Origin of the sequence: Streptomyces sp. NPDC126510 (assembly GCF_040302345.1) — a bacterium.
In the GTDB taxonomy this organism is placed as follows: domain Bacteria; phylum Actinomycetota; class Actinomycetes; order Streptomycetales; family Streptomycetaceae; genus Streptomyces.
The window spans coordinates 124,934-147,502 of sequence record NZ_JBEORR010000023.1 but is presented as its reverse complement, the minus strand read 5'-3'; the positions used below and the strand labels follow the sequence as shown (position 1 = coordinate 147,502).

At 71.4% G+C, this 22,569-nt stretch carries 24 protein-coding genes; 11 read left to right on the top strand and 13 right to left on the bottom strand.

The window, feature by feature from the left end:
* Positions 1-287: 287 nt before the first annotated feature.
* The 3 genes from ABTX60_RS29250 to ABTX60_RS29240 all read right to left on the bottom strand — a co-directional run bounded on the left by ABTX60_RS29250 (position 288) and on the right by ABTX60_RS29240 (position 2,756).
* The gene (locus ABTX60_RS29250; RefSeq protein WP_352100006.1) at positions 288-707 is read right to left on the bottom strand and encodes a hypothetical protein; all 420 of its coding nucleotides are present in this window, start codon (positions 705-707) and stop codon (positions 288-290) included.
* Between the two features lie 418 nt (positions 708-1,125).
* A complete protein-coding gene (locus tag ABTX60_RS29245; RefSeq protein WP_352100005.1) occupies positions 1,126-2,304 on the bottom strand; it encodes an acyl-CoA dehydrogenase family protein in 1,179 nt (392 codons plus the stop codon).
* Between the two features lie 77 nt (positions 2,305-2,381).
* On the bottom strand, positions 2,382-2,756 hold the full coding sequence (locus ABTX60_RS29240; RefSeq protein ID WP_352100004.1) for a four-helix bundle copper-binding protein: 375 nt from the start codon (positions 2,754-2,756) through the stop codon (positions 2,382-2,384).
* 128 nt (positions 2,757-2,884) lie between these two features.
* Between ABTX60_RS29240 and ABTX60_RS29235 the strand changes: the two genes are divergently transcribed.
* From ABTX60_RS29235 to ABTX60_RS29200, 8 genes are all read left to right on the top strand, one after another.
* The gene (locus ABTX60_RS29235) at positions 2,885-3,244 is read left to right on the top strand and encodes a DUF6479 family protein (RefSeq protein ID WP_352100003.1); all 360 of its coding nucleotides are present in this window, start codon (positions 2,885-2,887) and stop codon (positions 3,242-3,244) included.
* Positions 3,245-3,293: 49 nt separating this feature from the next.
* Entirely contained in the window at positions 3,294-3,647 is a 354-nt protein-coding gene (locus ABTX60_RS29230; protein ID WP_352100002.1) for a DUF8129 domain-containing protein, read from the top strand.
* Positions 3,648-3,846: 199 nt separating this feature from the next.
* Positions 3,847-4,356, top strand: a complete 510-nt coding sequence (locus ABTX60_RS29225; RefSeq protein WP_352100001.1) for a SigE family RNA polymerase sigma factor — start codon at positions 3,847-3,849, stop codon at positions 4,354-4,356.
* A gap of 11 nt (positions 4,357-4,367) precedes the next feature.
* Entirely contained in the window at positions 4,368-4,895 is a 528-nt protein-coding gene (locus ABTX60_RS29220; protein ID WP_352100000.1) for a cellulase, read from the top strand.
* 137 nt (positions 4,896-5,032) lie between these two features.
* Positions 5,033-6,307: a bifunctional glycosyltransferase family 2/GtrA family protein gene (locus ABTX60_RS29215; RefSeq protein WP_352099999.1), complete on the top strand. Its 1,275-nt coding sequence runs from the start codon at positions 5,033-5,035 to the stop codon at positions 6,305-6,307.
* Positions 6,304-7,566: a glycosyltransferase family 39 protein gene (locus ABTX60_RS29210; protein WP_352099998.1), complete on the top strand. Its 1,263-nt coding sequence runs from the start codon at positions 6,304-6,306 to the stop codon at positions 7,564-7,566. The genes ABTX60_RS29215 and ABTX60_RS29210 overlap by 4 nt, the downstream gene beginning before the upstream one ends.
* Positions 7,567-7,698: 132 nt before the next feature.
* Positions 7,699-9,363, top strand: a complete 1,665-nt coding sequence (locus ABTX60_RS29205) for a purine-cytosine permease family protein (protein WP_352099997.1) — start codon at positions 7,699-7,701, stop codon at positions 9,361-9,363.
* Positions 9,364-9,529: 166 nt separating this feature from the next.
* Complete coding sequence (locus ABTX60_RS29200) at positions 9,530-9,985, top strand: hypothetical protein (RefSeq protein WP_352099996.1); 456 nt, start codon at positions 9,530-9,532, stop codon at positions 9,983-9,985.
* A gap of 161 nt (positions 9,986-10,146) precedes the next feature.
* Here ABTX60_RS29200 and ABTX60_RS29195 read toward each other — a convergent pair whose 3' ends face one another.
* The 8 genes from ABTX60_RS29195 to ABTX60_RS29160 form a co-directional block, all read right to left on the bottom strand.
* Positions 10,147-10,728, bottom strand: a complete 582-nt coding sequence (locus ABTX60_RS29195) for an Rv1733c family protein (RefSeq protein WP_352099995.1) — start codon at positions 10,726-10,728, stop codon at positions 10,147-10,149.
* Between the two features lie 113 nt (positions 10,729-10,841).
* Complete coding sequence (locus ABTX60_RS29190; protein ID WP_352099994.1) at positions 10,842-11,942, bottom strand: winged helix DNA-binding domain-containing protein; 1,101 nt, start codon at positions 11,940-11,942, stop codon at positions 10,842-10,844.
* A gap of 202 nt (positions 11,943-12,144) precedes the next feature.
* Entirely contained in the window at positions 12,145-13,272 is a 1,128-nt protein-coding gene (locus ABTX60_RS29185; RefSeq protein ID WP_352099993.1) for an LLM class flavin-dependent oxidoreductase, read from the bottom strand.
* A 12-nt stretch (positions 13,273-13,284) separates the two neighbouring features.
* Complete coding sequence (locus ABTX60_RS29180; protein ID WP_352100024.1) at positions 13,285-13,485, bottom strand: hypothetical protein; 201 nt, start codon at positions 13,483-13,485, stop codon at positions 13,285-13,287.
* Between the two features lie 10 nt (positions 13,486-13,495).
* A complete protein-coding gene (locus ABTX60_RS29175; protein WP_352099992.1) occupies positions 13,496-14,260 on the bottom strand; it encodes an amino acid ABC transporter ATP-binding protein in 765 nt (254 codons plus the stop codon).
* A gap of 59 nt (positions 14,261-14,319) precedes the next feature.
* A complete protein-coding gene (locus tag ABTX60_RS29170) occupies positions 14,320-15,276 on the bottom strand; it encodes an ABC transporter substrate-binding protein (protein ID WP_352099991.1) in 957 nt (318 codons plus the stop codon).
* The gene (locus tag ABTX60_RS29165; protein ID WP_352099990.1) at positions 15,273-15,770 is read right to left on the bottom strand and encodes a GNAT family N-acetyltransferase; all 498 of its coding nucleotides are present in this window, start codon (positions 15,768-15,770) and stop codon (positions 15,273-15,275) included. Before ABTX60_RS29165 ends, ABTX60_RS29170 begins: the two co-directional genes overlap by 4 nt.
* Positions 15,767-16,927, bottom strand: a complete 1,161-nt coding sequence (locus ABTX60_RS29160) for an LLM class flavin-dependent oxidoreductase (protein ID WP_352099989.1) — start codon at positions 16,925-16,927, stop codon at positions 15,767-15,769. Before ABTX60_RS29160 ends, ABTX60_RS29165 begins: the two co-directional genes overlap by 4 nt.
* A gap of 568 nt (positions 16,928-17,495) precedes the next feature.
* Here ABTX60_RS29160 and ABTX60_RS29155 point away from each other — a divergent pair.
* The 3 genes from ABTX60_RS29155 (at position 17,496) to ABTX60_RS29145 (ending at position 20,556) form a co-directional block, all read left to right on the top strand.
* Positions 17,496-18,497: an amino acid ABC transporter permease gene (locus ABTX60_RS29155; protein WP_352099988.1), complete on the top strand. Its 1,002-nt coding sequence runs from the start codon at positions 17,496-17,498 to the stop codon at positions 18,495-18,497.
* A gap of 117 nt (positions 18,498-18,614) precedes the next feature.
* The gene (locus tag ABTX60_RS29150; RefSeq protein WP_352099987.1) at positions 18,615-19,844 is read left to right on the top strand and encodes an acyl-CoA dehydrogenase family protein; all 1,230 of its coding nucleotides are present in this window, start codon (positions 18,615-18,617) and stop codon (positions 19,842-19,844) included.
* A 199-nt stretch (positions 19,845-20,043) separates the two neighbouring features.
* Positions 20,044-20,556: a DUF6174 domain-containing protein gene (locus tag ABTX60_RS29145; protein WP_352099986.1), complete on the top strand. Its 513-nt coding sequence runs from the start codon at positions 20,044-20,046 to the stop codon at positions 20,554-20,556.
* A 23-nt stretch (positions 20,557-20,579) separates the two neighbouring features.
* Here ABTX60_RS29145 and ABTX60_RS29140 read toward each other — a convergent pair whose 3' ends face one another.
* Complete coding sequence (locus ABTX60_RS29140; protein WP_352099985.1) at positions 20,580-21,170, bottom strand: hemerythrin domain-containing protein; 591 nt, start codon at positions 21,168-21,170, stop codon at positions 20,580-20,582.
* Positions 21,171-21,181: 11 nt separating this feature from the next.
* Positions 21,182-22,381 carry a hypothetical protein gene (locus tag ABTX60_RS29135; RefSeq protein ID WP_352099984.1) on the bottom strand — a complete coding sequence of 400 codons (1,200 nt, stop codon included), beginning with the start codon at positions 22,379-22,381 and terminating at the stop codon, positions 21,182-21,184.
* Between the last annotated feature and the right edge of the window lie 188 nt (positions 22,382-22,569).

Below are 22,569 nucleotides of genomic sequence, written 5' to 3'. Positions count from 1 at the left end.
CTCCGGGCTTCTCCCCCAGGTCAGGTCGAAGTCCGCGGAAGTCTCGAACAAGAGGCGTGTGAGGGACCGAGTGATCTGTCGTGGTGATGGCCGCCTGGCCACGTCGGCGCAGCAACAGCGCGAGACGGACCACCGTGTCGGGGCCACCACTCTCGCCTGCAACCGCATCCGCCCTGAGGGGTCGATACCGCGGGCACGGTCGACAGCCGTGCGGCCGGCGCGGGCACCAAGGAGGCGCTGCAGTCGAGCGCCCTCGTGCGCGGGTGCGATCTCAATCCTCCCGGGCGTCACCGCGCGCGGGCGGACCGCGCCTCGCGCTCATCGGCGATCCGGTCCAGTTCGCGCATCGCCTCGGCGTGGGCGCTCATCCGCCGACTGACGCTGCCGCTGGTGAACAGGACCGCTCCGGCCACGGACACCGGCACGGACAGTCCCAGCACGACCACGGCCTCCGGCCAGTCGCGCTCGTTCTGGCAGTAGTCGCCGTGGCCCAGCCCCTCGTTGGCCGTGCCGCGCTCCGTCATCAGCCGCGGCTCGCATTCAACGGGATACCGGTCGTCGGGCTTGCGGTCCACCTCGTACGGGGTAAGGAGCAGCAGGGTGCACCAGCTCCACAGCAACCCGGCCACGACCAGCAGACCGATGCCCCAGGCTCGGGTCCGGCCCGCCCGGTCACGGAAGTCAAGGTCGTACTCACTTGATCTCACGACGGGCGAATCTATCAACGGCTTCCGCTGCATGCGGCATAGCCCGATGGGAGGCTGCCCGGCGGGCAGCGAGGCGCGATCGCCGTGCGCGATCATGGCCTTCCGGCTCAGCGCGCGACGAGAGCAAACGCTGACGCCTTCGAAGACCGGTGCGGGGCGGCCCTGTTGGTCGTTCCCGGGCCCGCCGGGTTCCAGGGTGCCGTGGCAGCGCACTGCGTATGGGGAGCCGTCTCAGGCGCCGTGGGCGAGCAGGTCACCATCGACAGCGGCAGGAGCCTCGACATCCCGTACCCCCGGACCGACCGCTCGGCCCGAGCCACATGCATCGAGGAGATGGGTCGGCATCTCTGACAACACCCGTGATCTTGGTGCCATCCATCCCTCTTTTGTGCCAACTGAAAATCCTCGTCACATCCCGTCAGCGCCGCACCCTCGGCATTCCCAGCCCGATCCACGAGATGATCTCGCGCTGGATCTCGTTGTTGCCGCCGCCGAAGGTGAAGATGACCGCCGAGCGGTAACCGCGTTCGAGTTCGCCGTGCAGGACCGCGCCGGCCGAGCCCTCCTTCAGGGCGCCGGGGGCCGCGACGACCTCCATGAGCCAGGCGTAGGCGTCGCGCCGGGCCTCCGAGCCGTAGACCTTGACCGCGGAGGCGTCCTGCGGGGTGAGGGTGCCGTTCTGGACCGCGCCGACCATCTGCCGGTTGAGCAGCTTGAGGGCCTCCAGCCGGGCATGGGTGCGGGCCAGGAGGCGGCGTACCCAGGGCAGGTCGGCGACGCGACGGCCGTCGGCGAGCTTGGTCTCCGTTGCCCAGCGCCGCACGTCGTGCAGGGCACGGATCGCCATGGTGCCGTGGGCTGCGAGGGTCACGCGTTCGTGGTTGAGCTGGTTGGTGATCAGCCGCCAGCCCTGGTTCTCGGGGCCGACCCGGCGCGAGACGGGGACGCGGACGTTCTCGTAGTAGCTGGCGGTGGTGTCGTGCGAGGCGAGGGTGTTGATCAGCGTGCAGGAGTAGCCGGGGTCGGAGGTCGGCACCAGGAGCATGGTGATGCCCTTGTGCGGTGGTGCGTCCGGGTCGGTGCGCACGGCCAGCCACACCCAGTCGGCCGTGTCGCCGTTGGTCGTCCAGATCTTCTGGCCGTCGACGACGTACTCGTCGCCCTCCCGTACGGCCCTGGTGCGCAGGGACGCGAGGTCGGTGCCGGCACCGGGCTCGCTGTAGCCGATGGCGAAGTCGATCTCCCCGGAGAGGATCCTCGGCAGGAAGTACGCCTTCTGCTCGTCGGTGCCGTACCGCATGATCGTCGGGCCGACCGTGTTGAGCGCCATGAGCGGCAGCGGGACACCGGCCTGGGCGGCCTCGTCGAAGAAGATGAACTGCTCCATGGCCGTCAGGCCGCGGCCGCCGTACTCCTTCGGCCAGCCCACGCCGAGCCAGCCGTCCGTACCGAGCCGCCGGATGGTCTCGCGGTAGAACCGCTTCTGGGCTGCCGGGTCGCCGTGCCGGGCGTACTGGTGGTCCGGGACCAGTTCGGCGAAGTAGGACCGCAGTTCGGTGCGCAGCCGCTGCTGCTCGGGCGTGTATTCGAGGTGCACGGCGCCTCCAGGCTCCCAAGGGCGGTCCTGTCGGCGCACACCGTAGAACGTGTTTCAGAAATTGGGAATGGTGTCGGTCAGTTCAGCGTGGCGAGGAAGTCCGTGCACGCCCGTGCGCAGGCGCGGCAGGCCGCCGCCGAGTCCTCCGCTCCCGGTTGCCGGTCGAAGACGTGGGCGGCCTCCAGGCACACCGTCCGGCACCACTCCACCTGGACCCTGATGCCGCTCTCGTCCACCTGGTTCTGCTCGGACAGCACACGGCAGGTCGCGTCGCAGACCTCCGCGGCCATGATGCCCTTGCGTCGTACGAGTTCCTGGTTCTCGGTGCCGTCGGGATCCACGAGGCTGGCGCGCAGCGCGCACGCCCGAGCGCACTCGGTACACGCCTGCGCACAGGCGAAACGGTCCTCCAGGAACCGGAACAGCTCCTGCTGGGATGTCGTCGAAGTCACACAGCGCGGGTAGCCCCGGTCGGGGCCGGTCAAACCGGTGTTTCCCGCGGAGTACCCCTCACGGACGGACCGGGCTCCGGGCAGAGGGGGCCTGGGTTCATGGGGAGGACCAGGGGTACCCGCGGGCCATGACTAACGCATGGATGGAGATGGCCGCGGGCGGCGACGCCCCCGGCTTCGGGTTCGTCGTGACGGGTCTGCTGGTCCTGGCCCTGCTGCTGGGCGCCTTCATCCTGGGCCTGCGGCACAAGCGCCGGCGCCCGCCGCGGCCCGACGAGCAGCCCAGGCTGCCCGACGGCGGACCGGTCCGCGAGACGCTGGAGCGCCGCGAGCCGGACGAGATGCCGAGAAGCGAGGAGCGCCTGACCCCGCACCAGCTCAAGGGTCACGGCAATCAGAGCGACCGGACCAGCGCCTCGCAGGACCGCCCGCGCTGGAACGAGGGCAGCAGTGGCGGCTTCGGCAGTGGCGGCCCCGGAGGCCGCTGACCCCACCGCCCGGCTCGTACAGCACGTCGTACACAGGGAAGTGAGAACCATGGCCGATTCCGCTCGCAGCACCCTGCCACTGCCCGACTACGACCATCTGCCGATCGGCGGCCTGGAGAGCCGTGTGCGGTCGCTGTCGGTCGACGAGGTCGAGCAGCTGCTCGCGTACGAGCGGTCGCACGCCGACCGGCTGCCGGTGACCCGGCTGCTGGACTCACGGCTCGACCAGCTGCGCGCGGGCGCCGAGCCGACGTCCGGCGACCCGAGCGCCCTGCGCCCCGAGACGGGGCAGGGTGCCCAGGGAGGCTCGCCCGTGTCGCCCGCGACGTCGCCGCAGCCGCACAGCCCGCCGCCGCACGGTACGCCCGACCAGCCCGCCCAGCCGAAGGGCGACCGCACGTAGGAAGCTCGCGCTTGCCCGGCGAAAGGGGCCCGTGCCTGTGCACGGGCCCCTTTTCCGTGCCCGGATCCGGCATCCCGCCGCGTGCCCGGGTCCGGCATCGGTCGAGGTGAGGTGGATCACAGGCTGCGAGTGCATCGTGGAGTGGGGGTCGGCGTCTTTTGAGAGGTGTAGGGGGCCACTGAGACGCAGGACGGTGAGGATGGAGCAGTTTCGGGGGGCGGACGGCTTCGACGAGTTCGCGGCCGCCCGTTGGTCGGCGCTGCTCCATGTCGCGCGTCTGCTCACGGGAGGCGACCGGCAGCGGGCCGAGGACCTGGTGCAGGAGGCCTTGGTCAAGCTGTGGTTCGCCTGGCCGAGGGTGGCCGAGCAGGCTCCCGAGGCGTACGTCCGGACGGTGCTGGTGCGGCTGGCGGCCCGCTCGGCCCGGCGGCGCTGGTGGGGTGAGCGCCCGGTGGAGCATCTGCCCGACCGGGCCGACCCGGGCGACGTGTCGTCCGCCGTCGCGGAACGTTCGCGGCTGGAGGCGGCACTGGCCCAGCTGTCGTCGAAGCAGCGGGCCGCGGTGGTGCTGCGCTACTACGAGGACCTGCCCGAGGCCCAGGTCGCCCAGGCCCTGGGCTGCCCGGTGGGCACCGCCCGGTCCCATGCGTCACGCGGAGTCGCACGGCTCCGCCAGATCCTGTCCGGCACCGTCAGGCCCGTGGGGTGAAGGGAGTACCGATGGACGACTTCGAGCGGGACCTGTCGCGGCTGATGCACGACACCCGGCAGCACACCCCCTACGAGCCCGCACACCGGCAGCGGCTGCACGCGGGCATCCGGTCCCGCCGCCGGTCGCGGTTGCTGTGGAAGGCGGGGGGCTCCGCCGTGGCGGTTGCCGGGCTCAGCGTCGGACTGGCCCTGCTGCCCAGCATGTTCACCCGCGCCCAGCCCGCGGACCACCGGCCGCGGCCGGTGACGAGCCCGACGGCCTCACCGGACAGCACCCCGACGAGCCCGGCGCCGGCGCCGAGCACGACCCCTACCGAGCTGCCCGAGACGACCCTGCCCGCGACCACGACCACGACCGGCGGCATCACCCCGTCCGGGACGACGACGGAGCCGGCCGACCCCGCACCGGCCACCACGGCCTCCGGGAGCCGGACCACCTCGACGCCGACCGCGCCCCCGCCCTCCTCCACACCGACGACGGCCCCTCCGTCGGCACAGCACTCGGAGGAACCCTCCGCGTCGGCCCTTTCCCAGTAGCCGCCTGAGCGGCCCTTCCCATCAGGGGCACCTTCGCCCCGCACGTCTCGACACCCCACCCGTCACGGGCGCCTTCGGCATGCCCGGAACAGGCGCTCGGGCATGCCCGCACGCCGGAAAGAGACCGTGAGACAGCCATGCGAACCGTATTGCGGTCGGCCTTGATCGACCGCCCGACAGCCGAACCGTCCGCGTTGCCCCGCCGGGTGCCCTTGCCGGCGCACCACCCGGATCCCGTCCTGGACGTGGTCGTTCCGGTGTACAACGAGGAGAACGACCTCGAACCCTGCGTCCGGCGCCTGCACGCACACCTCGGCGAGACCTTCCCCTACGCCTTCCGCATCACCATCGCCGACAACGCGAGCACCGACGCGACCCCGCGGATCGCCGCCCGGCTGGCCGCGGAGCTGCCCGGCACGGACTGGATCCGGCTGGCGGAGAAGGGGCGGGGACGTGCGCTGCACACCGCGTGGTCACGCTCCCGCGCCCCGGTGCTGGCGTATCTGGACGTGGACCTGTCCACCGACCTCGCCGCTCTGCTGCCGCTGGTCGCGCCACTGATCTCGGGCCACTCGGACATCGCCATCGGCACCCGGCTGGCCCGCGGCTCGCGGGTGGTGCGCGGGCCGAAACGGGAGATCATCTCCCGCTGCTACAACGGGCTGCTGCGCGGCACACTCGCGGTGGGCTTCTCCGACGCGCAGTGCGGGTTCAAGGCGGTGCGGCGGGACGTCGCCGAGCGGCTGCTGCCGCTGGTGGAGGACCGCGAGTGGTTCTTCGACACCGAGTTGCTGGTCATCGCCGAGCGGGCGGGCCTGCGGATCCACGAGGTGCCGGTGGACTGGGTGGACGACCCCGACAGCCGGGTCCACATCCTCTCCACGGCGCTGGCCGATCTGCGGGGCATGGCCAGGATCGGCGGGTCCCTGGCCTGCGGCAGGCTGCCGCTGTCCGCGCTGCGCCGCAGCGGCGGCGACCTGGCCGGGGAGCTGCCCGCGGGTCTGGCCCGGCAGGTGGTGCGTTTCGCCGCCGTCGGTGCCGCCAGCACCCTCTGCTACCTGCTGCTGTACACCGCGCTCAGACCGGCGACAGGAGCGCAGGCGGCCAACGCGATCGCCCTGCTCGCCAACGCGATCGCCAACACGGCGGCCAACCGGCGGCTCACCTTCGGTGTGCGAGGCCGTGGCGGTGTACTGCGCCACCACCTCAAGGGACTCACCGCCTTTCTGATCGGACTGGCCCTGACGAGCGGTTCGCTCGCCCTGCTCCACCACACCGCGCCCGGGGCCGGCCACAGGGCCGAGCTCATGACTCTGGTCGTCGCCAACCTGGCCGCGACGCTGCTGCGTTTCCTCCTCTTCCGGGCCTGGGTGTTCCCGGCCCGCCGCACGACAGGACCCTCCGCCCCATGAGCACCGTCCAGCTGCGCCGTCCGCCCGTCGATACCGCACCACCCGAAGTTCCGGACAGCGCAGGGCAGTTACGGCCATGGCTGCGCGCCGCCGCCGCGCGCTACGGGCCCGTGCTGCTGACGTACGGCGTGCTGAAGCTGGCCGGCTTCGGCGTCTTCATGTTCCTGCTGGACTCCGCGGGCGACTTCCGGAAGAAGAACCCGCGCTTCGGCGGCGGCGAGCGCCCCTGGGACGTCCTGGCCAGCTGGGACGGCTGGTGGTACCAGCAGATCGCCGCGCACGGGTACGACCCGGCCCTGAAACCGGTTCCGGGCGCTACGGGCCTGATCACGCTGGAGGGCAACTCGGCGGCGTTCTTCCCCCTCTACCCGACGCTGATGCGGCTGATCTCGGAGTGCACCGGACTCGGCCTGTACGGCGCCGGCATGACGGTCTCCGTCATCGCCTCCTTCGCCGCCGCGCTGGGCATCTACGCCGTGACGAGACGCCTCGGCGGCCACCGGGCCGGCCTGGTCGCGGCCGGGCTGTGGGCGGTCTGGCCCGGTTCGGGCACGGAATGGTCGGGCTACTCGGAGTCCCTTTACACGGCCCTCGCCGCGTGGGCCTGCCTCGCGGTCATGACCCGCCGCTGGCTCACGGCCGGCCTGCTGACCTGCGCGGCCGGGCTGTGCCGACCCACCGCCGTCGCGCTCGTGGCCGCCCTCGCCGTCGCGGCGGTGCTGTCCCTGCGCCGGCGCGAGGACGGGGTCCGCCGTCCCCTGGCCGCTGTGGCGATCGCGCCCCTGGGCCTGCTCGGCTACCTCGGCTGGGTCAACTACCGCATGGGCGACATCAATGGCTACTCCAAACTCCAGGACGGCGCCTGGGCCCACAAGTTCGACTGGGGGGTCCACACGTTCGACGTGCTGACGTCGATTCCGGTCGGTCACTTCGACTACCGCTTCGCGCTGCCCTTCGAGGACGTGATCGGCGTCTGCGTGGTGCTGATGGTGCCGGTGCTGACCGTGCTGCTGACGCGCCTGCGACCGCCTGCCGTGCTCGTCGTCTACACGGTCCTGTCCTACCTCATGGTGATGTCCACCCAGCAGTACTTCGGCAACGTCTCGCGCTATCTGCTCCCGCTCTTCCCGCTGTTCGTCCCCCTCGCCCTCGCGATGCGGCGGCTCCGGTGGCCCTCTCTGGCCGCGGTCCTCGGCACGGCCGCGCTGGCCTCCGGGTCGTACGCGGGATACGTGCTGTTCGTGCTGGGGGTGCCCTAGGAATGGCGGCCGTCGGCGCCCGGTGAGATGGCTCCGAAACATTCCCTTCACGCAGGAAGTATTTAGGGGTAACGACCGCTGCCTACCGTGCCTGCCTTGTCAGAACCCCAACCCGCAGCAAGGAGGCGTGGCATGAGTGCCGAGCCACGACTGGCCGAAGTCGCCGAGCCGGAACCCGCACCGCAGGCAGCACCGGGCACGGACCAGGCCGTCAAGGAGACCCTCGAGGACTACACGCTCCGCTTCGCGCCGCGCAGTTACCGGCGCTGGACCCCGATGGTGGTGGCGACGACCGCGCTCGGCGGCATCGCCTACATGGCCGACTTCTCCATCGGGGCCGGCATCGGACTGGCCCACGGCACCGGCAACGCGCTGCTCGCGATCGCCGTCGCCGCCGTCGTCATCTTCGTGACCGGCTTCCCGCTGGCCTACTACGGGGCCCGCTACAACATCGACCTGGACCTGATCACCCGCGGCTCCGGCTTCGGCTACTTCGGCTCGGTCCTCACCAGCGTCATCTTCGCCAGCTTCACCTTCATCTTCTTCGCCCTGGAAGGCTCGATCATGGCCCAGGGCCTGAAGCTGGGCCTCGGACTGCCGCTCTGGCTGGGCTACCTGGTCTCCACGCTGATGGTGATCCCCCTGGTGATCTACGGCATGAAGGCGCTGAGCAAGCTCCAGGTGTGGACGACCCCGGTCTGGCTCTTGCTGATGGTCGGCCCGCTGGTCTACCTGGTCGCCACCGACCCGGGCACCGTCGACCGCTTCCTCGCCTACGCGGGCACCGACGGGGACGGCGGCGTCAACACCGCCTCCGTGCTGCTCGGTGCGGGCGTGTGCCTGTCGCTGATCGCACAGATCGGCGAGCAGATCGACTACCTGCGCTTCATGCCGCCCAAGACCGAGGCGAACAAGCGCAGTTGGTGGACGGCCGTGGTGATGGCCGGCCCGGGCTGGGTGGTGCTGGGCGCGCTCAAGCAGGCCATCGGCGTGTTCCTCGCGGTGTACATCATCGCCGAGGTCGGCGCCTCCGCCGCACCCGAGCCGATCCAGCAGTTCAAGGGCGCCTTCGACGCGATGATGCCGTCCTGGCTCGTCGTCCCCCTCGCCGTGGTGCTGGTCGTCATCAGCCAGATCAAGATCAACGTGACGAACGCGTACTCCGGCTCCCTCGCGTGGACCAACTCCTTCACCCGGGTCACGAGGCGCTACCCGGGCCGGATGGTGTTCGTCCTGGTCAACCTGGGCTTCGCGCTGGCCCTGATGGAGGCCGACATGTTCAGCTTCCTCAACAGCATCCTGGGCTTCTACTCGAACTGCGCGATCGCCTGGGTGGTCACCGTGGCCACCGACATCGGCATCAACAAGTACGTGCTGAAGCTGTCCCCGCACGCCCCCGAGTTCCGCCGCGGCATGCTCTACGCCGTCAACCCGGTCGGGGTCGTGGCCTTCGTCGCCGCCTCGGGGCTGTCCATCGCCATGTACTTCCACGCCCTCGGCGACGCGCTCCAGCCGTACTCCCCCGTCGCCGCGGCCGTCATCGCCTTCATCCTCACACCGCTGATGGCGGTGGTCACCAAGGGCCGGTACTACCTGCGCCGCACCGACGACGGCATCGCCGAGCCGCTGCTGGACGAGGACGGCAACCCCAGCGCCGTCACCTACGAGTGCCATGTGTGCCGGCAGCAGTTCGAGCGGCCGGACGTGGCCGCCTGCCGGACGCACGACGCGGTCGTCTGCTCGCTGTGCCTGAGCACCGACAAGGTCGGTGACCACGTCCTGCCGGCCACGGTCTGAGCTGTGCGGCGGGAGCGCCGCCCGGCCCTCCCGCTCTCGGCGTGTTCCAAGTAGGTCTCGGACGGGCTGTCCGCGACCGGACGAGGGACGACTCCGGCGCCCGGGCGGCATACTGATCTTGCGCTGCGCAGTGATCAGGCGACGGCGGGAGAGGGGATGACGGGTCGTGACCACCGAAGAGCCGGACGGGCGGAGAACTCCCCACGAGCCGCCCGTCGTCCCCCCGGTCCGCGACGACGTGTGGCTGAGGTTCCTCACGGACAGCGAGTCGGCCATACGCGTCTCCGCTCCCCGGGAACCCTCGGCCGAGGAGCGGGCTGCGGGGCGGCAGCTCCAACCCCCGCACGCCGTCGGCGATCTGTGGCAGCCGGAGGACCTCTGGGTCCGCGTGGCGTGGCGGGACCTGGACCGCCGTGCCAAGGTCCGGCGCGCGGGGCGGGTGGTCGCCACCGCTGCCGCCGTCGCGCTGGCACTCGGGGCCTGGTCCCAGCTCTCCACCGGCGCGGGCACGGGCCACCGGCCCGGTGGGAACACGGTGCGGCAGGTCGAGGGCGCGACCGCGCGACTGCCGACGGCCACACCCGTCCCGTCCGCGGCCCCCGTCCAGCAGCCGTCCCGTTAGCTCCCGCGAGGCAGTCCCACCGCCGGGTCCCCGGAGGGCCGGCACGCCGGGGCCCGGGCCGCAGGCACGCCGGAACCAGGCCGGGGGGAACGCGCCTCGGCGGGGCGGACTACGCCGGTTTCTCCGGGTCCGCACGGCCCGCACAGGCCGGCACTCCATGTTCAGCCCGTCTTCCAGCCCCTCCGCGTGTCGATCCGCTCCCACTCCGCGTCCCACTGGGACATGCGGCGCCGGTCGAGGCCCAGGCGGGTCAGCCAGGTGGCTCCCAGTACCGCGCCGCCCGTGAAGATCCCGGCGAGCGCGCCGCCCATGGCGATGTGCAGCCAGGCCTCGCCGCCGGACACCGGCGGGGGCGTGAGGCCACCGCTCCGGTTCACCCACACGGAGAGGGTGCTTCCGGCGGGCGCTCTCGCCGGCACCCGGGCCTCCTCACGGTGGGTCGAGCCGTCGGGCGCGGTCCACCGCACCTTGCCCCACACCCGGTGGTCGCTCGCCTCGCGGGCCGGTGACGGGCCGGGCGCGTCCTCGACCACCGTCGCCCGGACCTGGCGGCTCTCGGCCCGCTGCCGCTCGACGGCCTGCTCGACCGTGCCCGCCGCGAGCAGTCCCGCGATCAGCCCGCCCAGCAGGGCGAGCACCCAGCCGGCGACCACGATCCAGGCTTCGACGACGTCGATGCGCCGTTTGAGCGCGTTGCGCCGCCACCGCCACCACCGCACGGTCACACGTTCTGACGCTTCCATGGCCGACACCCCCTCGTGAGCACCGGCAGCACCCTTCCAGTGTGCGCCTGTCGGCCGGGAACGCCCGCCGATCAACGCAGGACATGCGCATTCCGGGCGGTACGAGCCCCGGTTCACCCAGGAGCGGCCGCGATCCGTACCCGGTCGCTCGCGTCGCCGGAGAGGAACGAGGCCATGGCCCGCGCTTCCTCGGCGACGGCCGTGCGATCGGTCCGGGAGATACGACGCAGCGGGGTGACGTGCACCGTGTCCGCCTCGACGGTCCAGGTCGCGGCGACCCTGCCGTCGACCAGGACGACTCGCGCGCCGGCGACGGACAGCCGGCGGTGCGCGTCGTCGATGATCCGACTGCGGTCGTGATAGCCGAGAATCGCGTTGTCGAACGCCGGCAGGAACCTCACCGGCGCTGGGGTGCCGGGATCGGGGCGGGGCGCGTCCGGGAGGTCGAGCAGCTCGCGGCCGCGTTCGTCGCGGAAGGCGACGAGTTCCTCACGGAGGGCAAAGACCGCGGCCGGCAGTCCGGCGAGACCGCACCAGGCGCGCAGGTCCGCCGAGGCGGCGGGGCCGAACGCGGCCAGATAGCGCCGTACCAGCGTCCGGCCCACGGGGTCGGAGGCCTCCGGGGAGAGCGGGTCGATGTCGCGTCCGAGCCAGGAGGAGATGAGCGCGTAGCGCGCTCCCCCTCTGGCGCGCCACAGGCCGCGCGGCGGCACCTGGACCGTCGGGAGGAGGGCCGCGACCAGCATCTCGCCCAGGGGTCGCGGCTGCGCCCCGGGCCGGCGGCCGGCGACGGCTCGCGCAAGGTCGGGCATGGAGCGGGGTTCGCCGTCGGCCATGACCTCGCGACCCGCCGCCTCCAGTTCGGCGGGATCGATCCCGTCGAGTTCGCGCCGGTACACCCCGAGGACCCGTTGGCGAAGCATGGCGTCGTGGCGGGAACGCCAGGCCACGGCGTCGTCGGCGGTGACGAGATGGACGGTACGGCGCATGAGGTGGGTGCGCACGACACGGCGTCCGGTCAGCAGGTCCGACAGCTCCGCCGGGTCGAAGGCCCGCAGCCGCGACCACAGGCCGGGGAACGGCTCCTGCGGTTCCTGCGCCTGGAGACCGCACACGTGCGCGACCGCGTCGAGGACCGGCAGGTCGGCGCGATCGAGGAGCAACTGCCGGGCCAGGGTGGCTCGGTTGAGTGCCCGGGTGTCGAGAACGGTCATCGGAGCACCTCGGCCTTCGCGTCGTGTGCCGACCCGCGGTCCAGGTGTCCGGGCGGCTTGCGCGATCACGGTCGCACCGGATGCGGTCAGCTTGTGACCGCATCCGGCTTCGGCGTGCCCGGCCGCCGCCCGGTCTCGCGCGGGTGGCCCGGCCCCGGGCGGGAACCCGCGCGGTGCCCCCGTCCCGCACAGCGGACGTGCGTCACCTGCGGTGCCACTCCTCCGCGAGGAGCCGGTACGAACGCACCCGGTCGGCGTGGCCGTGGGTGATGGTCGTGATGATCAACTCGTCGGCGCCGGTGGCCTCCCGCAGTTGCTCGAGCTGGTCCGCGACGCGTCCGGGCGACCCGACGAACTGGGTGTCGACGCGGTCGGCGACCAGGGCCCGGTCCTGCTCGGTCCAGCGGTGGGCGCGGGCCTGTTCGGGCGTGGGGAAGGGAATCGCGCCCTCGGCGGTGCGGATGCTGCGGACCCACGGGCCGTACCCGGTGGCCAGTTCGCGGGCGGTCTCGTCGTCCTCGGCGACGACGACGTCGGCGGAGACACTGACGAAGGGCTTGTCGAGGTGGTCGGACGGCTGGAACGCGGCCCGGTAGCCTTCGGCCGCCTCCAGGACGGTGGCCGGGCTGACGTGGTAGTTGGCGGCGAAGCGCAGGCCGTTGCGCCCGGCGACGTCGGCGCTCTCCCCACCGCCGCTGCCGAGGATCCACACCTGCACGTCGGCCCCCTCGCCGGGAACCGCGTGCGCCTCGACGCCGTCAGGCGAGCGGTACTCGCCGCGCAGCAGCGCGAGGACGTCGTCGATCTGTTCGCCGTAGTCCTGGTGCCGGGCGCCCGGCTGCTGCAGCAGCCGCTGCTGGAGCCGGAGGCGTGGTGAGCCGCGCAGGTGCTCGGGTGAGAAGCGGGGCGGGATCCTGAGGCCGTTGGGAGTACGGCCGTCGACGACGGGGGTCGTGGTGGGCCGGGGCTGCGCCGTCTGCCCGGGGGGACGTCCGCCGGAGCGGCCGAGGCCCAGGTCCAGGCGTCCCGGGTGCAGGGCGTCGATCAGGCCGAACTCCTCGACGGTGGACAGGGCGGTGCGGTGACCGAGTTGTACGGCGCCCGAGCCGATCCTGATCGTGGAGGTCGCGGAGGCGGTCAGGGCCAGTACGACGGCGGGAGAGGCCCCGGCGACGCCGGGGTTGAGGTGGTGCTCGGCGAACCAGTAGCGGCTGTAGCCGAACTCTTCGGTCTGCCGCGCGAGGTCCAGGGTGTTGCGCAGTGCGTCGGCGGCGGTGGCGCCGGACGGGACCGGGACGAGGTCGAGGACTCCGAGGGGGATGCCGGACATGATCGGTGCTCCTCAGCGTGGGGCGGCGGACAGGGACGAGGGTGCGGCCGGCTGGTGCCGCGGCAGGCGACGGTTGCCCGTGAAGGAGCGGCAGGCCACGGGGCGAACCTTCCTGGTGCGGCACTGGCCGCCGTTCTTCGGCAGGCCGGGCGGGTTGATCTCCGACTTCCGCACGCCCTCGCCGGACAGGCCCCAGAGCTTCAGGACCATCACGGGCGGGTGGTCAGAGAACCTTGGAGAGGAAGGCGCGGGTGCGCTCGTGCCGCGGTGCGTCGAGCACGGTCGAGGGCGGGCCCTGCTCCACGACGACTCCGGCGTCCATGAACACCACGGTGTCGGCGACCTCGCGGGCGAAGCCGATCTCGTGGGTCACGACGATCATGGTGGTGCCGGTGCGGGCCAGGTCCTTGATGACGTCGAGGACCTCGCCGACCAGTTCCGGGTCGAGTGCCGAGGTGGGTTCGTCGAACAGCAGCACCTTCGGTTCGAGGGCGAGCGCCCGGGCGATGGCGACGCGCTGTTGCTGACCGCCGGACAGCTGCCGCGGATAGGCGTCGGCCTTGCCGGCGAGACCGACCCGGTCGAGCAGCCGGCGGGCGGTCTTCTCGGCCTCCTTGCGCGGGCGGCGCCGGGCGGAGACCGGGGCCTCGACGAGGTTCTGCAGGACGGTCAGGTGCGGGAAGAGGTTGAAGTTCTGGAAGACGAACCCGATGTTGGTCCGCTGCTTGAGAACGTCCCGCTCCCTCAGCTCGTGCAGCTTGTTCCCCGACCGGCGGTAGCCGATGAGTTCACCGTCGATGCTGACCCAGCCGCGGCTGACCTTCTCCAGGTGGTTGATGGTGCGCAGCAGCGTGGACTTCCCGGAGCCGGACGGGCCGAGGACCACGGTGACCTCGCCGGCCCGCACCTGCAGGTCGACGCCGCGCAGTACTTCCAGCGGGCCGAAGCTCTTGTGGACGCCGTGGACGTCGACCATGACGGCACTCATGCGCTCTCCTTCGTGAGGGACGTGCGGCCGGTTCTGTGATCGTGTCGCTGCTCATGGGGTCACCTGTGCTCGGGCGGGTTGATCCGCGACGCGTCGATCGCGGAGGCGGAGGTGCCCCACTTCTTCAGGATCCGGGCGTACGTGCCGTTCTTGATCAGTTCGTCGACGGCGGCCCGGAACGCCTTGGAGAGCGGGGAGCCCTTCTTGAAGGCGAAGCCGACATCGAGGCGGTGGTACTCGCCGAGGAACGTGGTCTGCGCCGCGGGCTGGGCGGCCTGGTAGCGCAGGCCGTTGATGGTCGACATGATCACGTCGACGCGGCCCTGCTGGAGCGCGGTGAACGTCGCTCCGTTCTCGGAGTAGACCTTCACGTCGTAGGGCTTCTTGCCCGCCTTGGCGCAGATGTCCTTCTGCGCGGCGAGGGTCGACTCGAAGGTGGTTCCGGCGCCGGTGCCGATGGTCAGGCCGCACAGCTGGGTCAGGTCGGTGACCTTCTTCTTGACGGCGGTGCTGCCCTTCTTCACGGCGAAGCCCTGGCCGTCGTCGATGTAGGTGACGAAGTCGACGGTCTTCAGGCGCTGGGTGGTGACGCCGAAGTTGCCGGTGCCCACGTCGTACTTGCCGCTGCCGAGGGCGGGCAGGATCGTCTCGAAGGAGGCGTCCTGCCGGTCGAGCTTCACGCCGAGGACCTTGGCGACGGCGTCGGCGATGTCGATGTCCTGGCCGGCGGGCGCCTTGCCGGGCCCGTTCGGGTAGTAGGCGCCGGGCGGGGAGCCTACGGAGCTGCCTATGCGCAGCTTGCCCGACGCGCGGACGTCGGCGGGCAGCAGGGCGGCGACGGAGTCCACCGGGCGGACGGCGGCGACGGGGTCGTCGGTGGGGGCGGGGGACGCCTGGGCGCCCGCGGGGGCGGCGCCGGGGGTGGTGCCGGGGGTGGTGCCGGAGCCGCAGGCGGTGAGGGCCAGGGCGGGCAGCAGCACCAGGGCGGCGGTGCTGCGCAGACGGGTTCTGTTCACGGCTCGGGGACCTCTCGCAGGTGTTTCTCGAACGGCAGCGGGCCGATGGTCTCCGGGTCTGCCTCGGTGTCGAACAGGGGTGTGTAGCCGGTGGCCAGGTACAGGCCGCGGGCTTCGGGCTGGCGCGGGCCGGTGGTGAGGTGGACGCGCCGGTACCCACGGCCCGCGGCCTCGCGTTCCAGCTCGGCGACGACGCGCCGGGCGAGACCGCGACGGCGGTGGGCGGAGTGGGTCCAGATCCGTTTCAGTTCGGCCGTGGCCGCGTCGTACCGGCGGAAGGCGCCGCCCGCGACGGGTTCGCCGCGTTCCAGCAGCAGCAGGAGCAGACCGCCGTGCGGTGCGGTGAACTCCTCGTCGGGATAGCGGGAGATTTCGGCGTGCGCGTCCCTGCCGTAGCGAATGGAGTACTCGTCGCCGAGTTCACGCAGCAGCGGCGCGACCCGGGGATCGGAGACCGGTACCTGAATGAACGCCAGTTCCGGTGCGGAGGTCACCCGTTCACCGTCGCGAGGCGCTGCGGATCGTGGGACGTTCGCTCGGCGTCGCTCCTGGCGGCGCGCTCGGCGTCGCGCTTGGCGACCTCCTCGCGGACGATCGGGATCACGTGCCGGCCGAAGTCGATGGCGTCGCCGAGCAGGTCGTAGCCGCGGGCGGAGAGGACGTCCACGCCGAGGTCGTAGTAGTCCAGGAGGGCCTGGGCGACCGTCTCCGGGGTGCCGACCAGGGCGTTGGAGTTGCCCGCGCCGCCGGTCGCGGCGGCGGTGGGGGTCCACAGGGCGCGGTCGTAGCGCTCCCCCGCCTCGGCGATGGCGATCAGTCGCTGGGAGCCGGTGTTCTGCGGCTGCGCGGAGCCGTTGTGGCGCTTGGTGATCGCCTCGCCCCGCTCCCTGCGGGCTTTGATCAGGCCGACCGTGCGGTGGGCCTTCTCCCAGGCCAGTTCCTCGGTCGGGGCGATGATCGGCCGGAACGCCGCCTGGATGCGCGGCACATCGGTGCGGCCCGCGGCCTGTGCGGCGGCCTTCACCTTCTCGATCTGCTCGGCGGTCTTCTCCAGGGGCTCTCCCCAGAGGCAGTAGATGTCGGCCTCGGCGCCGCCGGCGGCGTACGCGGCGGGCGAGGAGCCACCGAACGACACGTTCGGGCGCGGCTGCTGGACCGGGAAGACGTCGCTGACGAAGTCGTGGAAGCGGTAGTGCTCGCCCTCGTGGTCGAACGGCTCGTGCGTGGTCCAGATCTTCTTGACGATCCGGATGTACTCGCGGGTGCGGGCGTAGCGCTCGTCCTTGGTGAGGGTGTCGCCCTCGCGACCCTGTTCCCGGTCGTTGCCGCCGGTGATGAAGTGGACGGTCAGGCGGCCCTGGCTGATCTGGTCGAGGGTGGCGAAGGTCTTCGCGGCGAACGTCGGGTACGACACGTTGGGCCGGTGGGCGAGGAGGATCTGGAGCCGGTCCAGCCTGCTCGCGATGTACGCGGCGGCCGGTGCCGGATCGGGCGATCCGGAGCCGTAGGCGAACAGGACCCGGTCCCAGCCGTGTTCCTCGTGGGCCCGGGCGAGCCGGAGCGTGTAGTCCTTGTCGAAGGCGGCGCCGGAGCGCGGTGTGGTTTCGGATCCGTCGTGGGTGGCGGCGATGCCGAGGAACTCCACGGGCATGGGTTCTGGCCTTTCCTCAAGTCGTCCGGCGCCGTGCCGGGACAGCGTCGGGGGCACGGCGGGGCGGCCCGCGGCACGGTCGGGGTGCGACGGCGCTTCAGGGCGTGGCGAAGGGGGCGGTGAAGGGGGTGGCGAAAGAAGGTGATGGCGCCGGGGCCTGGGCCCTGGGCAGGGTGGAGCGGCGGCAGCGCGTGTCAGGAGAGAGACTCGGCCCGCGACGGGGGAACCGAGGGAGGGAAGGGCCGGTCAGACGGCCCGCTGCCGCGTCAGGCGCAACACGCCGCGGACCACACCCGACCGAAGTCGATGTGGCCACGGGTGACCAGGCGCTGCTCGGCATTCATGTGACTACTTGAGCAGGGCGACTCGCGTCTCGTCAACCGCAGCCCGGATGGCGGACGTCGGAACGAGTCGCCCCCGACGCCGGGTGTGGTTGACACCTGTGTGTGTCGTCCCCATACGATTTGGCGCACCGCGTTGAGGGACGCGGCGAGCGTGATGACGCCGAAGCCTGGCTCCGGTCCCGTACCCGTGCCGTGCCTCCCTCCCTCCCCTGGAGAGCCTTCTGATGGCCTCGCCTTCCGACCTCACCGCCTCCGCTCCCGACCTGTCCGCGACAGATCCGAAGAACCCCGGCCGGGCCCCTGACCCGGGGGCCGATGCCGACGTGCCGCGGATCGTGCCGCGTCGCAACATCGGCCGTCTGCTGGCCGCCGCCGTCGCCTTGTCGCTCTTCGCGCTGCTGGTCGACTCCGTCGTCCGCAACCAGGCCTTCCAATGGGACGTGGTCGGCGGTTACTTCACCAGTGCCGCCGTGCTCGACGGGCTGCTGCTCACCCTCTGGCTGACCGGCGTGGTAATGGTGCTCGGCTTTCTGCTCGGCATCCCGCTGGCCGTGATGCGACTGTCCGCCAACCCGGTACTGAGAAGCCTGAGTTGGGGCTACGTGTGGGTCTTCCGGTCCACTCCGTTGCTGGTGCAGCTGCTGCTCTGGTTCAACATCGGGGCCCTGTATCCGACGCTCGGCCTCGGTATCCCGTTCGGCCCGCAGTTCGTCACCGTCAAAACGGTGAACCTGCTCGGTCCCGCCCTGACGGCCGTCATCGGCCTGACCCTGCACGAGGCCGCCTACGCCGCCGAGGTGGTGCGCGGCGGCATCCTCTCCGTGGACTCCGGACAGACGGAGGCCGCGCAGGCGCTCGGCATCGGCAGGGCGCGCGCCCTGCGCAGAATCGTCGTGCCGCAGGCGATGCGCTCCATCGTGCCGACCGCCGGCAACATGCTGATCGGCACCCTGAAGGGCACGAGCATCGTCAGCGTGCTGGCCGTGCACGACCTGCTGTATTCGGTGCAGCTCGTGTACAACCAGACGTATCAGGTCATCCCGCTGCTGCTGGTCGCCACGCTCTGGTACATCGCCGTCACGACCGTGCTCAGCGCGGGGCAGTTCTATGTGGAGCGGCACTATGCGCGCGGCGCCGCCCGCGCGTTGCCACCCACGCCCGTGCAGCGGCTGAGGGCCCGGCTGGCCGCACTCCGCCATTCCCTACGTTCCCTATCGAATTACTAGGAAAGTATTGACGGGGCCTTGCGCTCCTGCGCAGGATGATGCGGATGGCCCACACATCTTTCCCGCCCGTGAGGCTCAACACCCCGTTCTGCATACGAACTTGAGGAGATTCCTGCGATGGGCGTTGCCCTGGCGCCGTCCGGCCCCGCCGCGGAGTTCGACCAGTCCGGGACCGACAGCGCGCACTGGTCGCGCGTGGCCCGCGAGACGGCGGAGGATCTGGCCACGGACGCCGTCGCCCGGGATCAGGCGGGCAAGCCTCCCTTCGACGAGGTGTCCCGGCTGCGCGAGTCCGGGCTGCTGACCCTCCTCGTGCCTGCCGAACTCGGGGGCGGCGGCGCGGACTGGACCCAGGCGTACGCCGTGGTCCGGGAGATCGCGGCGGCCGACGGCGCCATCGGGCAGCTCCTCGGCTGTCACTACTTCACGTCCTGGAGCGCACGGTTCTTCGCCGATCCCGCCCCCGCCGCGCGGCTGGAGCGACGGTCCGCGGCGGAGCAGTGGTGCTGGGGCGGGGGCCTGGCCCGCCAGGAACCGGCGCTGACCCTCACCCGGGACACGTGCGGGTACGTGCTGAACGGGCGGCAGAGCTATGCCGCCGGCGTCCTGGTCGCCGACCGCCTCGCCGTGCGTGCAGTGCGGGCCGGAACCGGTGAACCCTTCGCGCTCGTGGTCGACCCCGCCCTCGCGGGTGTGGTCGTCGACGGTGACACCGACCCCTTCGGCCAGCGGCTGGCGGCGGGCGGCAGCGCGGAGTTCGACGCCGTGCCGATAGCCGCCGGTGACGTGCTGGGCTCCCTGTCGGCGGACGAGGACGTCCTGTCGCCCCTGACGGCCCTGGTGTCACCGGTCGGTCGTCTGCTGTCGGCGCAGCTCCGGCTCGGCATGGCGGAGGGCGTGCTCGCCGAGGCCCGCGAGTACAGCAGGTCCGGCCACTCGCACGGGCACCCGGAGTGGCCGGTCGGCTCCCCTCAGGACCCGCAGGTGCTGACGGCGTACGGGGAGCTCACCGTGCTCACCCGCTCGGCGTCCGCACTCGCCGACGAGGCGCGGCGGGCCGTGCAGGTCGGGCTGGACCGCGGCGAGGACCTCACCTACGAGGACTACGCGGAGATCTCCGTCCTGGTGGCCATGGCCGAGGCCGCCGCGTCCAAGGCCGCCCAGGAGTCCACCGCTCGCGCCCTGGACATCATCGGCGCGCGCTCCGCTTCCGCCCGGCTCGGCTTCGACCGGTTCTGGCGCAACGCCCGGACGCACACGCTGTACGAGCCCGTCGGCCACCGGCTCCAGGACGTCGGGGACTACTTCCTCAACGGGACGCACCCTCCGTTCGTCCTTCCCGTCTGACCACGCGACGGCCGACGGCAGGCGATGCCCGTTCGGGCCCGGAGCCCTAGTGTCGGCGGCTGCCGCCGGTGCACCATCCCGCTGACTGCAGACGGGGGCGAACGGGGACGTGGGTCCCGGGATCCGGTGGTCCAGGCCGCCGAACGTTTTCGGGGCGGTCGGCGTCATAGTGGCAACCGTCGTCGAAGGGACCCGCGCCATGACAGCCCGAGCCGTTTCCGGTGCCGTACTGATCGGAGGGATCGTCTGCGCGGTCGCCGCCTGCGGCACCGCGACATCGACGTCCTCCGAGGCGGAAACCGCCCCGGGACACGCGCGAGGCGACTGGCAGGAGCCCTCCTCCTACACCTACACGCTCCGGTCGAGCGAGGGAGAGCGGAGCCTGCTCGGCACCTTCCGGATCTCGGTCCTCGACGGCAAGGTCGTACGGGCGGTGGGCCTGGACGACTCCGCACGCAGCACGGTCGAGAGCGCCCCCGACGCGGTGCCCACGCTCGGCGAACTCCTCGCGGAACTGGAGCAGGCGCGCCGGGACGACGCGGACACGGCCGAGGCGGGATACGCGGCCGACGGGCACCCCGTGCGCATCGTCCTGGACTGGGAGGAGAACGCGGTCGACGACGAAGCGCGCTACGACATCACTGCCTACGAGCCGGCGAACGCCAAGAGCACCGGGAGCACCGGGGATACGACCGCCCGGCGGGGCACCTGACGCCGGGCGGCTCCGCGCGGAGTTCAGTCCTTGCCCATCGCCTTGCGGACGGCGTCCTTCGTGCGGTCCACGAGGGCCGCGACGGGGCCGAGGGCCACGTTGGCCTTGGCCGACTCGACGCCGGGATGGGGGCGGGTGGGTGCCATGGCCTCGGCGGCCTTCACAGCCTTGGCCAAGGTGGCGAGGCCGTCGGCGTCGGTGCTGCGGCGGATGTGCGTGAACTCGTAGCGCTCCTCCGCCCGGGCGTGCTCCTGCACGTCCTTGCGCAGCTTCATCAGCTGGAGCATGAACTTCGGGTCGTCGGTGTCCAGTTCGTCCAGGGCGGCCAGGGTCTCCTTGGCCGCCCGCTCCTCGGCGAGCCGGTCCTCCACGACCTGCTCGCCACCGGGCAGGGCCCGCCGTGCGAAGGGGTGGACGACCTCCTCCTCGGCGGTCTCGTGCACGGCCAGCAGCCGCACCAGGCGGCGGAAGGCGTCACGGCGTTCCTCGCCCCGGCTCTGCTCGACCTCGTCGAAGAGGTTGCGGATGTCGCCGTGCTGGCGCATGAGGAGCGCGACCACGTCGGTGTCGGCGGCGCGGTCGTCGCCTGCCTGGGGAGTGTGCGTCTCGGGCATGGTCGGCCGCCTCACTTCTCGCGCATCGCGGGATCGGGGTGCTCGCCCTCGGTCTGGACGCGGTAGTCGCGGCCGAACATCTCGTCGTGCTGGACCATCACGCGCTCGCTGGGCGGCTCTTCACCACCGTGGATCTGCTCCTGCATCTTCTCGAACCGCTCGTGTGCCTCGCGCACATAGCCGGCGCCCAGCGTGGTCAGGTCCATCTGGGTTTCCAGCAGCTCGCGCAGGTACTGCTTGTTCGGCTCGAAGGTGAGCACGTTCGGCAGTTCCGGGGCGAGGACCTCCTGCGGCTCCCGGCCGTCGTGGCGGCGCATCAGGTCGCAGGCCGTGTGCAGGTGCTCCAGCTCCATGTTCAGGTGCAGCTCCCAGATCGCCTTCACCTTGGGGTCGCTTTCCTGCTCCATGAAGGAGTAGTACAGGTAGCACTCGTTGTACTCGTGGTTGACGAGCTGCTCCCACCACGTCTCCCCCGGGTCGACGAGCGACTCGTAGTGGGTGACGTGCTCCTCCTCGATCAGCCCGATCTCCTGGTAGAGCTGCCGGGCGATCGGCTCCATGTAGGTGGGGCCGGTGTTCATGTAGAAGTTCATGGTCTGCTGCTCCGCCGCCATGATGGTCAGGGCGTGCAGCTTGGACAGCGGGTTCGTGCCGCTCTTGTCGTAGGGGTCACGGACGTTGTCGTACGGGTCACGGTGGTGGTACTTCGTCGGCCGGCCCGGCATCACCTCGGTGAGGTTGTCGACGATCGACTCCGCCTTGCGATGCTCGATCATCTCGTAGAGGTTGGCGTACCGGTACAGATGGTCGAAGTCCTCCAGCACCCCGAACTGATACGCCTGCTTCAGGTACGGGTCCGGCTCCATCCTCGCCACCCACGCCGTGAGGTCCACCGCGACCTGCTCGTAGGCGATGGTCGTCTCCAGGACGGAGGACACGCCGGGCAGCAGCCAGTTCACCACCTTCTGCTGCTGCGCCTCGATGTAGCGGGTCCGGGCGAGCTGCCGCTTCACCTCCGGGTCGACGGTGTTGCGGGCGAGCTGGTGGCTGAAGAGGATGGCCTCCACCTCGATGCCGTTCATCGCGATGATGCGACAGCGGGTGTACGGGTCGCAGCGGTCGGGGTCGATGGGCTGCACGTTCAGCTCGCGCCAGCTGCGGAGCTGGCGGTCGAGCGGGATGCCCCGCTGTTCCAATGGGTTGAAACTCATGGGACGGTCTCCTGGGGGTGTAGGGACTCGCGCGCCGACGGAGTGCCCCGCCAGGGCCGAAGAGAACGGGGTTCGTCTGTCCCACTCTTCGGGCCGGGTCGGTTTTCGGCCAGCGCGCCTCCCCTGAACGGGTGCTCACCTCAGGGCTCTCGGCCGGTCCGCCGTAGGCTTCGAACGGCCACTCCCGG

Bases quoted from the DNA above. Each gene is read 5' to 3' on its own strand.
- ABTX60_RS29235 (WP_352100003.1), top strand. From the start codon at position 2,885: ATGACTAACGCATGGATGGAGATGGCCGCGGGCGGCGACGCCCCCGGC.
- ABTX60_RS29145 (WP_352099986.1), top strand. From the start codon at position 20,044: ATGACAGCCCGAGCCGTTTCCGGTGCCGTACTGATCGGAGGGATCGTC.
- ABTX60_RS29140 (WP_352099985.1), bottom strand. From the start codon at position 21,170: ATGCCCGAGACGCACACTCCCCAGGCAGGCGACGACCGCGCCGCCGAC.
- ABTX60_RS29195 (WP_352099995.1), bottom strand. From the start codon at position 10,728: ATGGAAGCGTCAGAACGTGTGACCGTGCGGTGGTGGCGGTGGCGGCGC.
- ABTX60_RS29205 (WP_352099997.1), top strand. From the start codon at position 7,699: ATGAGTGCCGAGCCACGACTGGCCGAAGTCGCCGAGCCGGAACCCGCA.
- ABTX60_RS29160 (WP_352099989.1), bottom strand. From the start codon at position 16,927: ATGCCCGTGGAGTTCCTCGGCATCGCCGCCACCCACGACGGATCCGAA.
- ABTX60_RS29215 (WP_352099999.1), top strand. From the start codon at position 5,033: ATGCGAACCGTATTGCGGTCGGCCTTGATCGACCGCCCGACAGCCGAA.
- ABTX60_RS29185 (WP_352099993.1), bottom strand. From the start codon at position 13,272: ATGTCCGGCATCCCCCTCGGAGTCCTCGACCTCGTCCCGGTCCCGTCC.
- ABTX60_RS29210 (WP_352099998.1), top strand. From the start codon at position 6,304: ATGAGCACCGTCCAGCTGCGCCGTCCGCCCGTCGATACCGCACCACCC.
- ABTX60_RS29190 (WP_352099994.1), bottom strand. From the start codon at position 11,942: ATGACCGTTCTCGACACCCGGGCACTCAACCGAGCCACCCTGGCCCGG.
- ABTX60_RS29220 (WP_352100000.1), top strand. From the start codon at position 4,368: ATGGACGACTTCGAGCGGGACCTGTCGCGGCTGATGCACGACACCCGG.
- ABTX60_RS29175 (WP_352099992.1), bottom strand. From the start codon at position 14,260: ATGAGTGCCGTCATGGTCGACGTCCACGGCGTCCACAAGAGCTTCGGC.
- ABTX60_RS29155 (WP_352099988.1), top strand. From the start codon at position 17,496: ATGGCCTCGCCTTCCGACCTCACCGCCTCCGCTCCCGACCTGTCCGCG.
- ABTX60_RS29225 (WP_352100001.1), top strand. From the start codon at position 3,847: ATGGAGCAGTTTCGGGGGGCGGACGGCTTCGACGAGTTCGCGGCCGCC.
- ABTX60_RS29230 (WP_352100002.1), top strand. From the start codon at position 3,294: ATGGCCGATTCCGCTCGCAGCACCCTGCCACTGCCCGACTACGACCAT.
- ABTX60_RS29135 (WP_352099984.1), bottom strand. From the start codon at position 22,381: ATGAGTTTCAACCCATTGGAACAGCGGGGCATCCCGCTCGACCGCCAG.
- ABTX60_RS29150 (WP_352099987.1), top strand. From the start codon at position 18,615: ATGGGCGTTGCCCTGGCGCCGTCCGGCCCCGCCGCGGAGTTCGACCAG.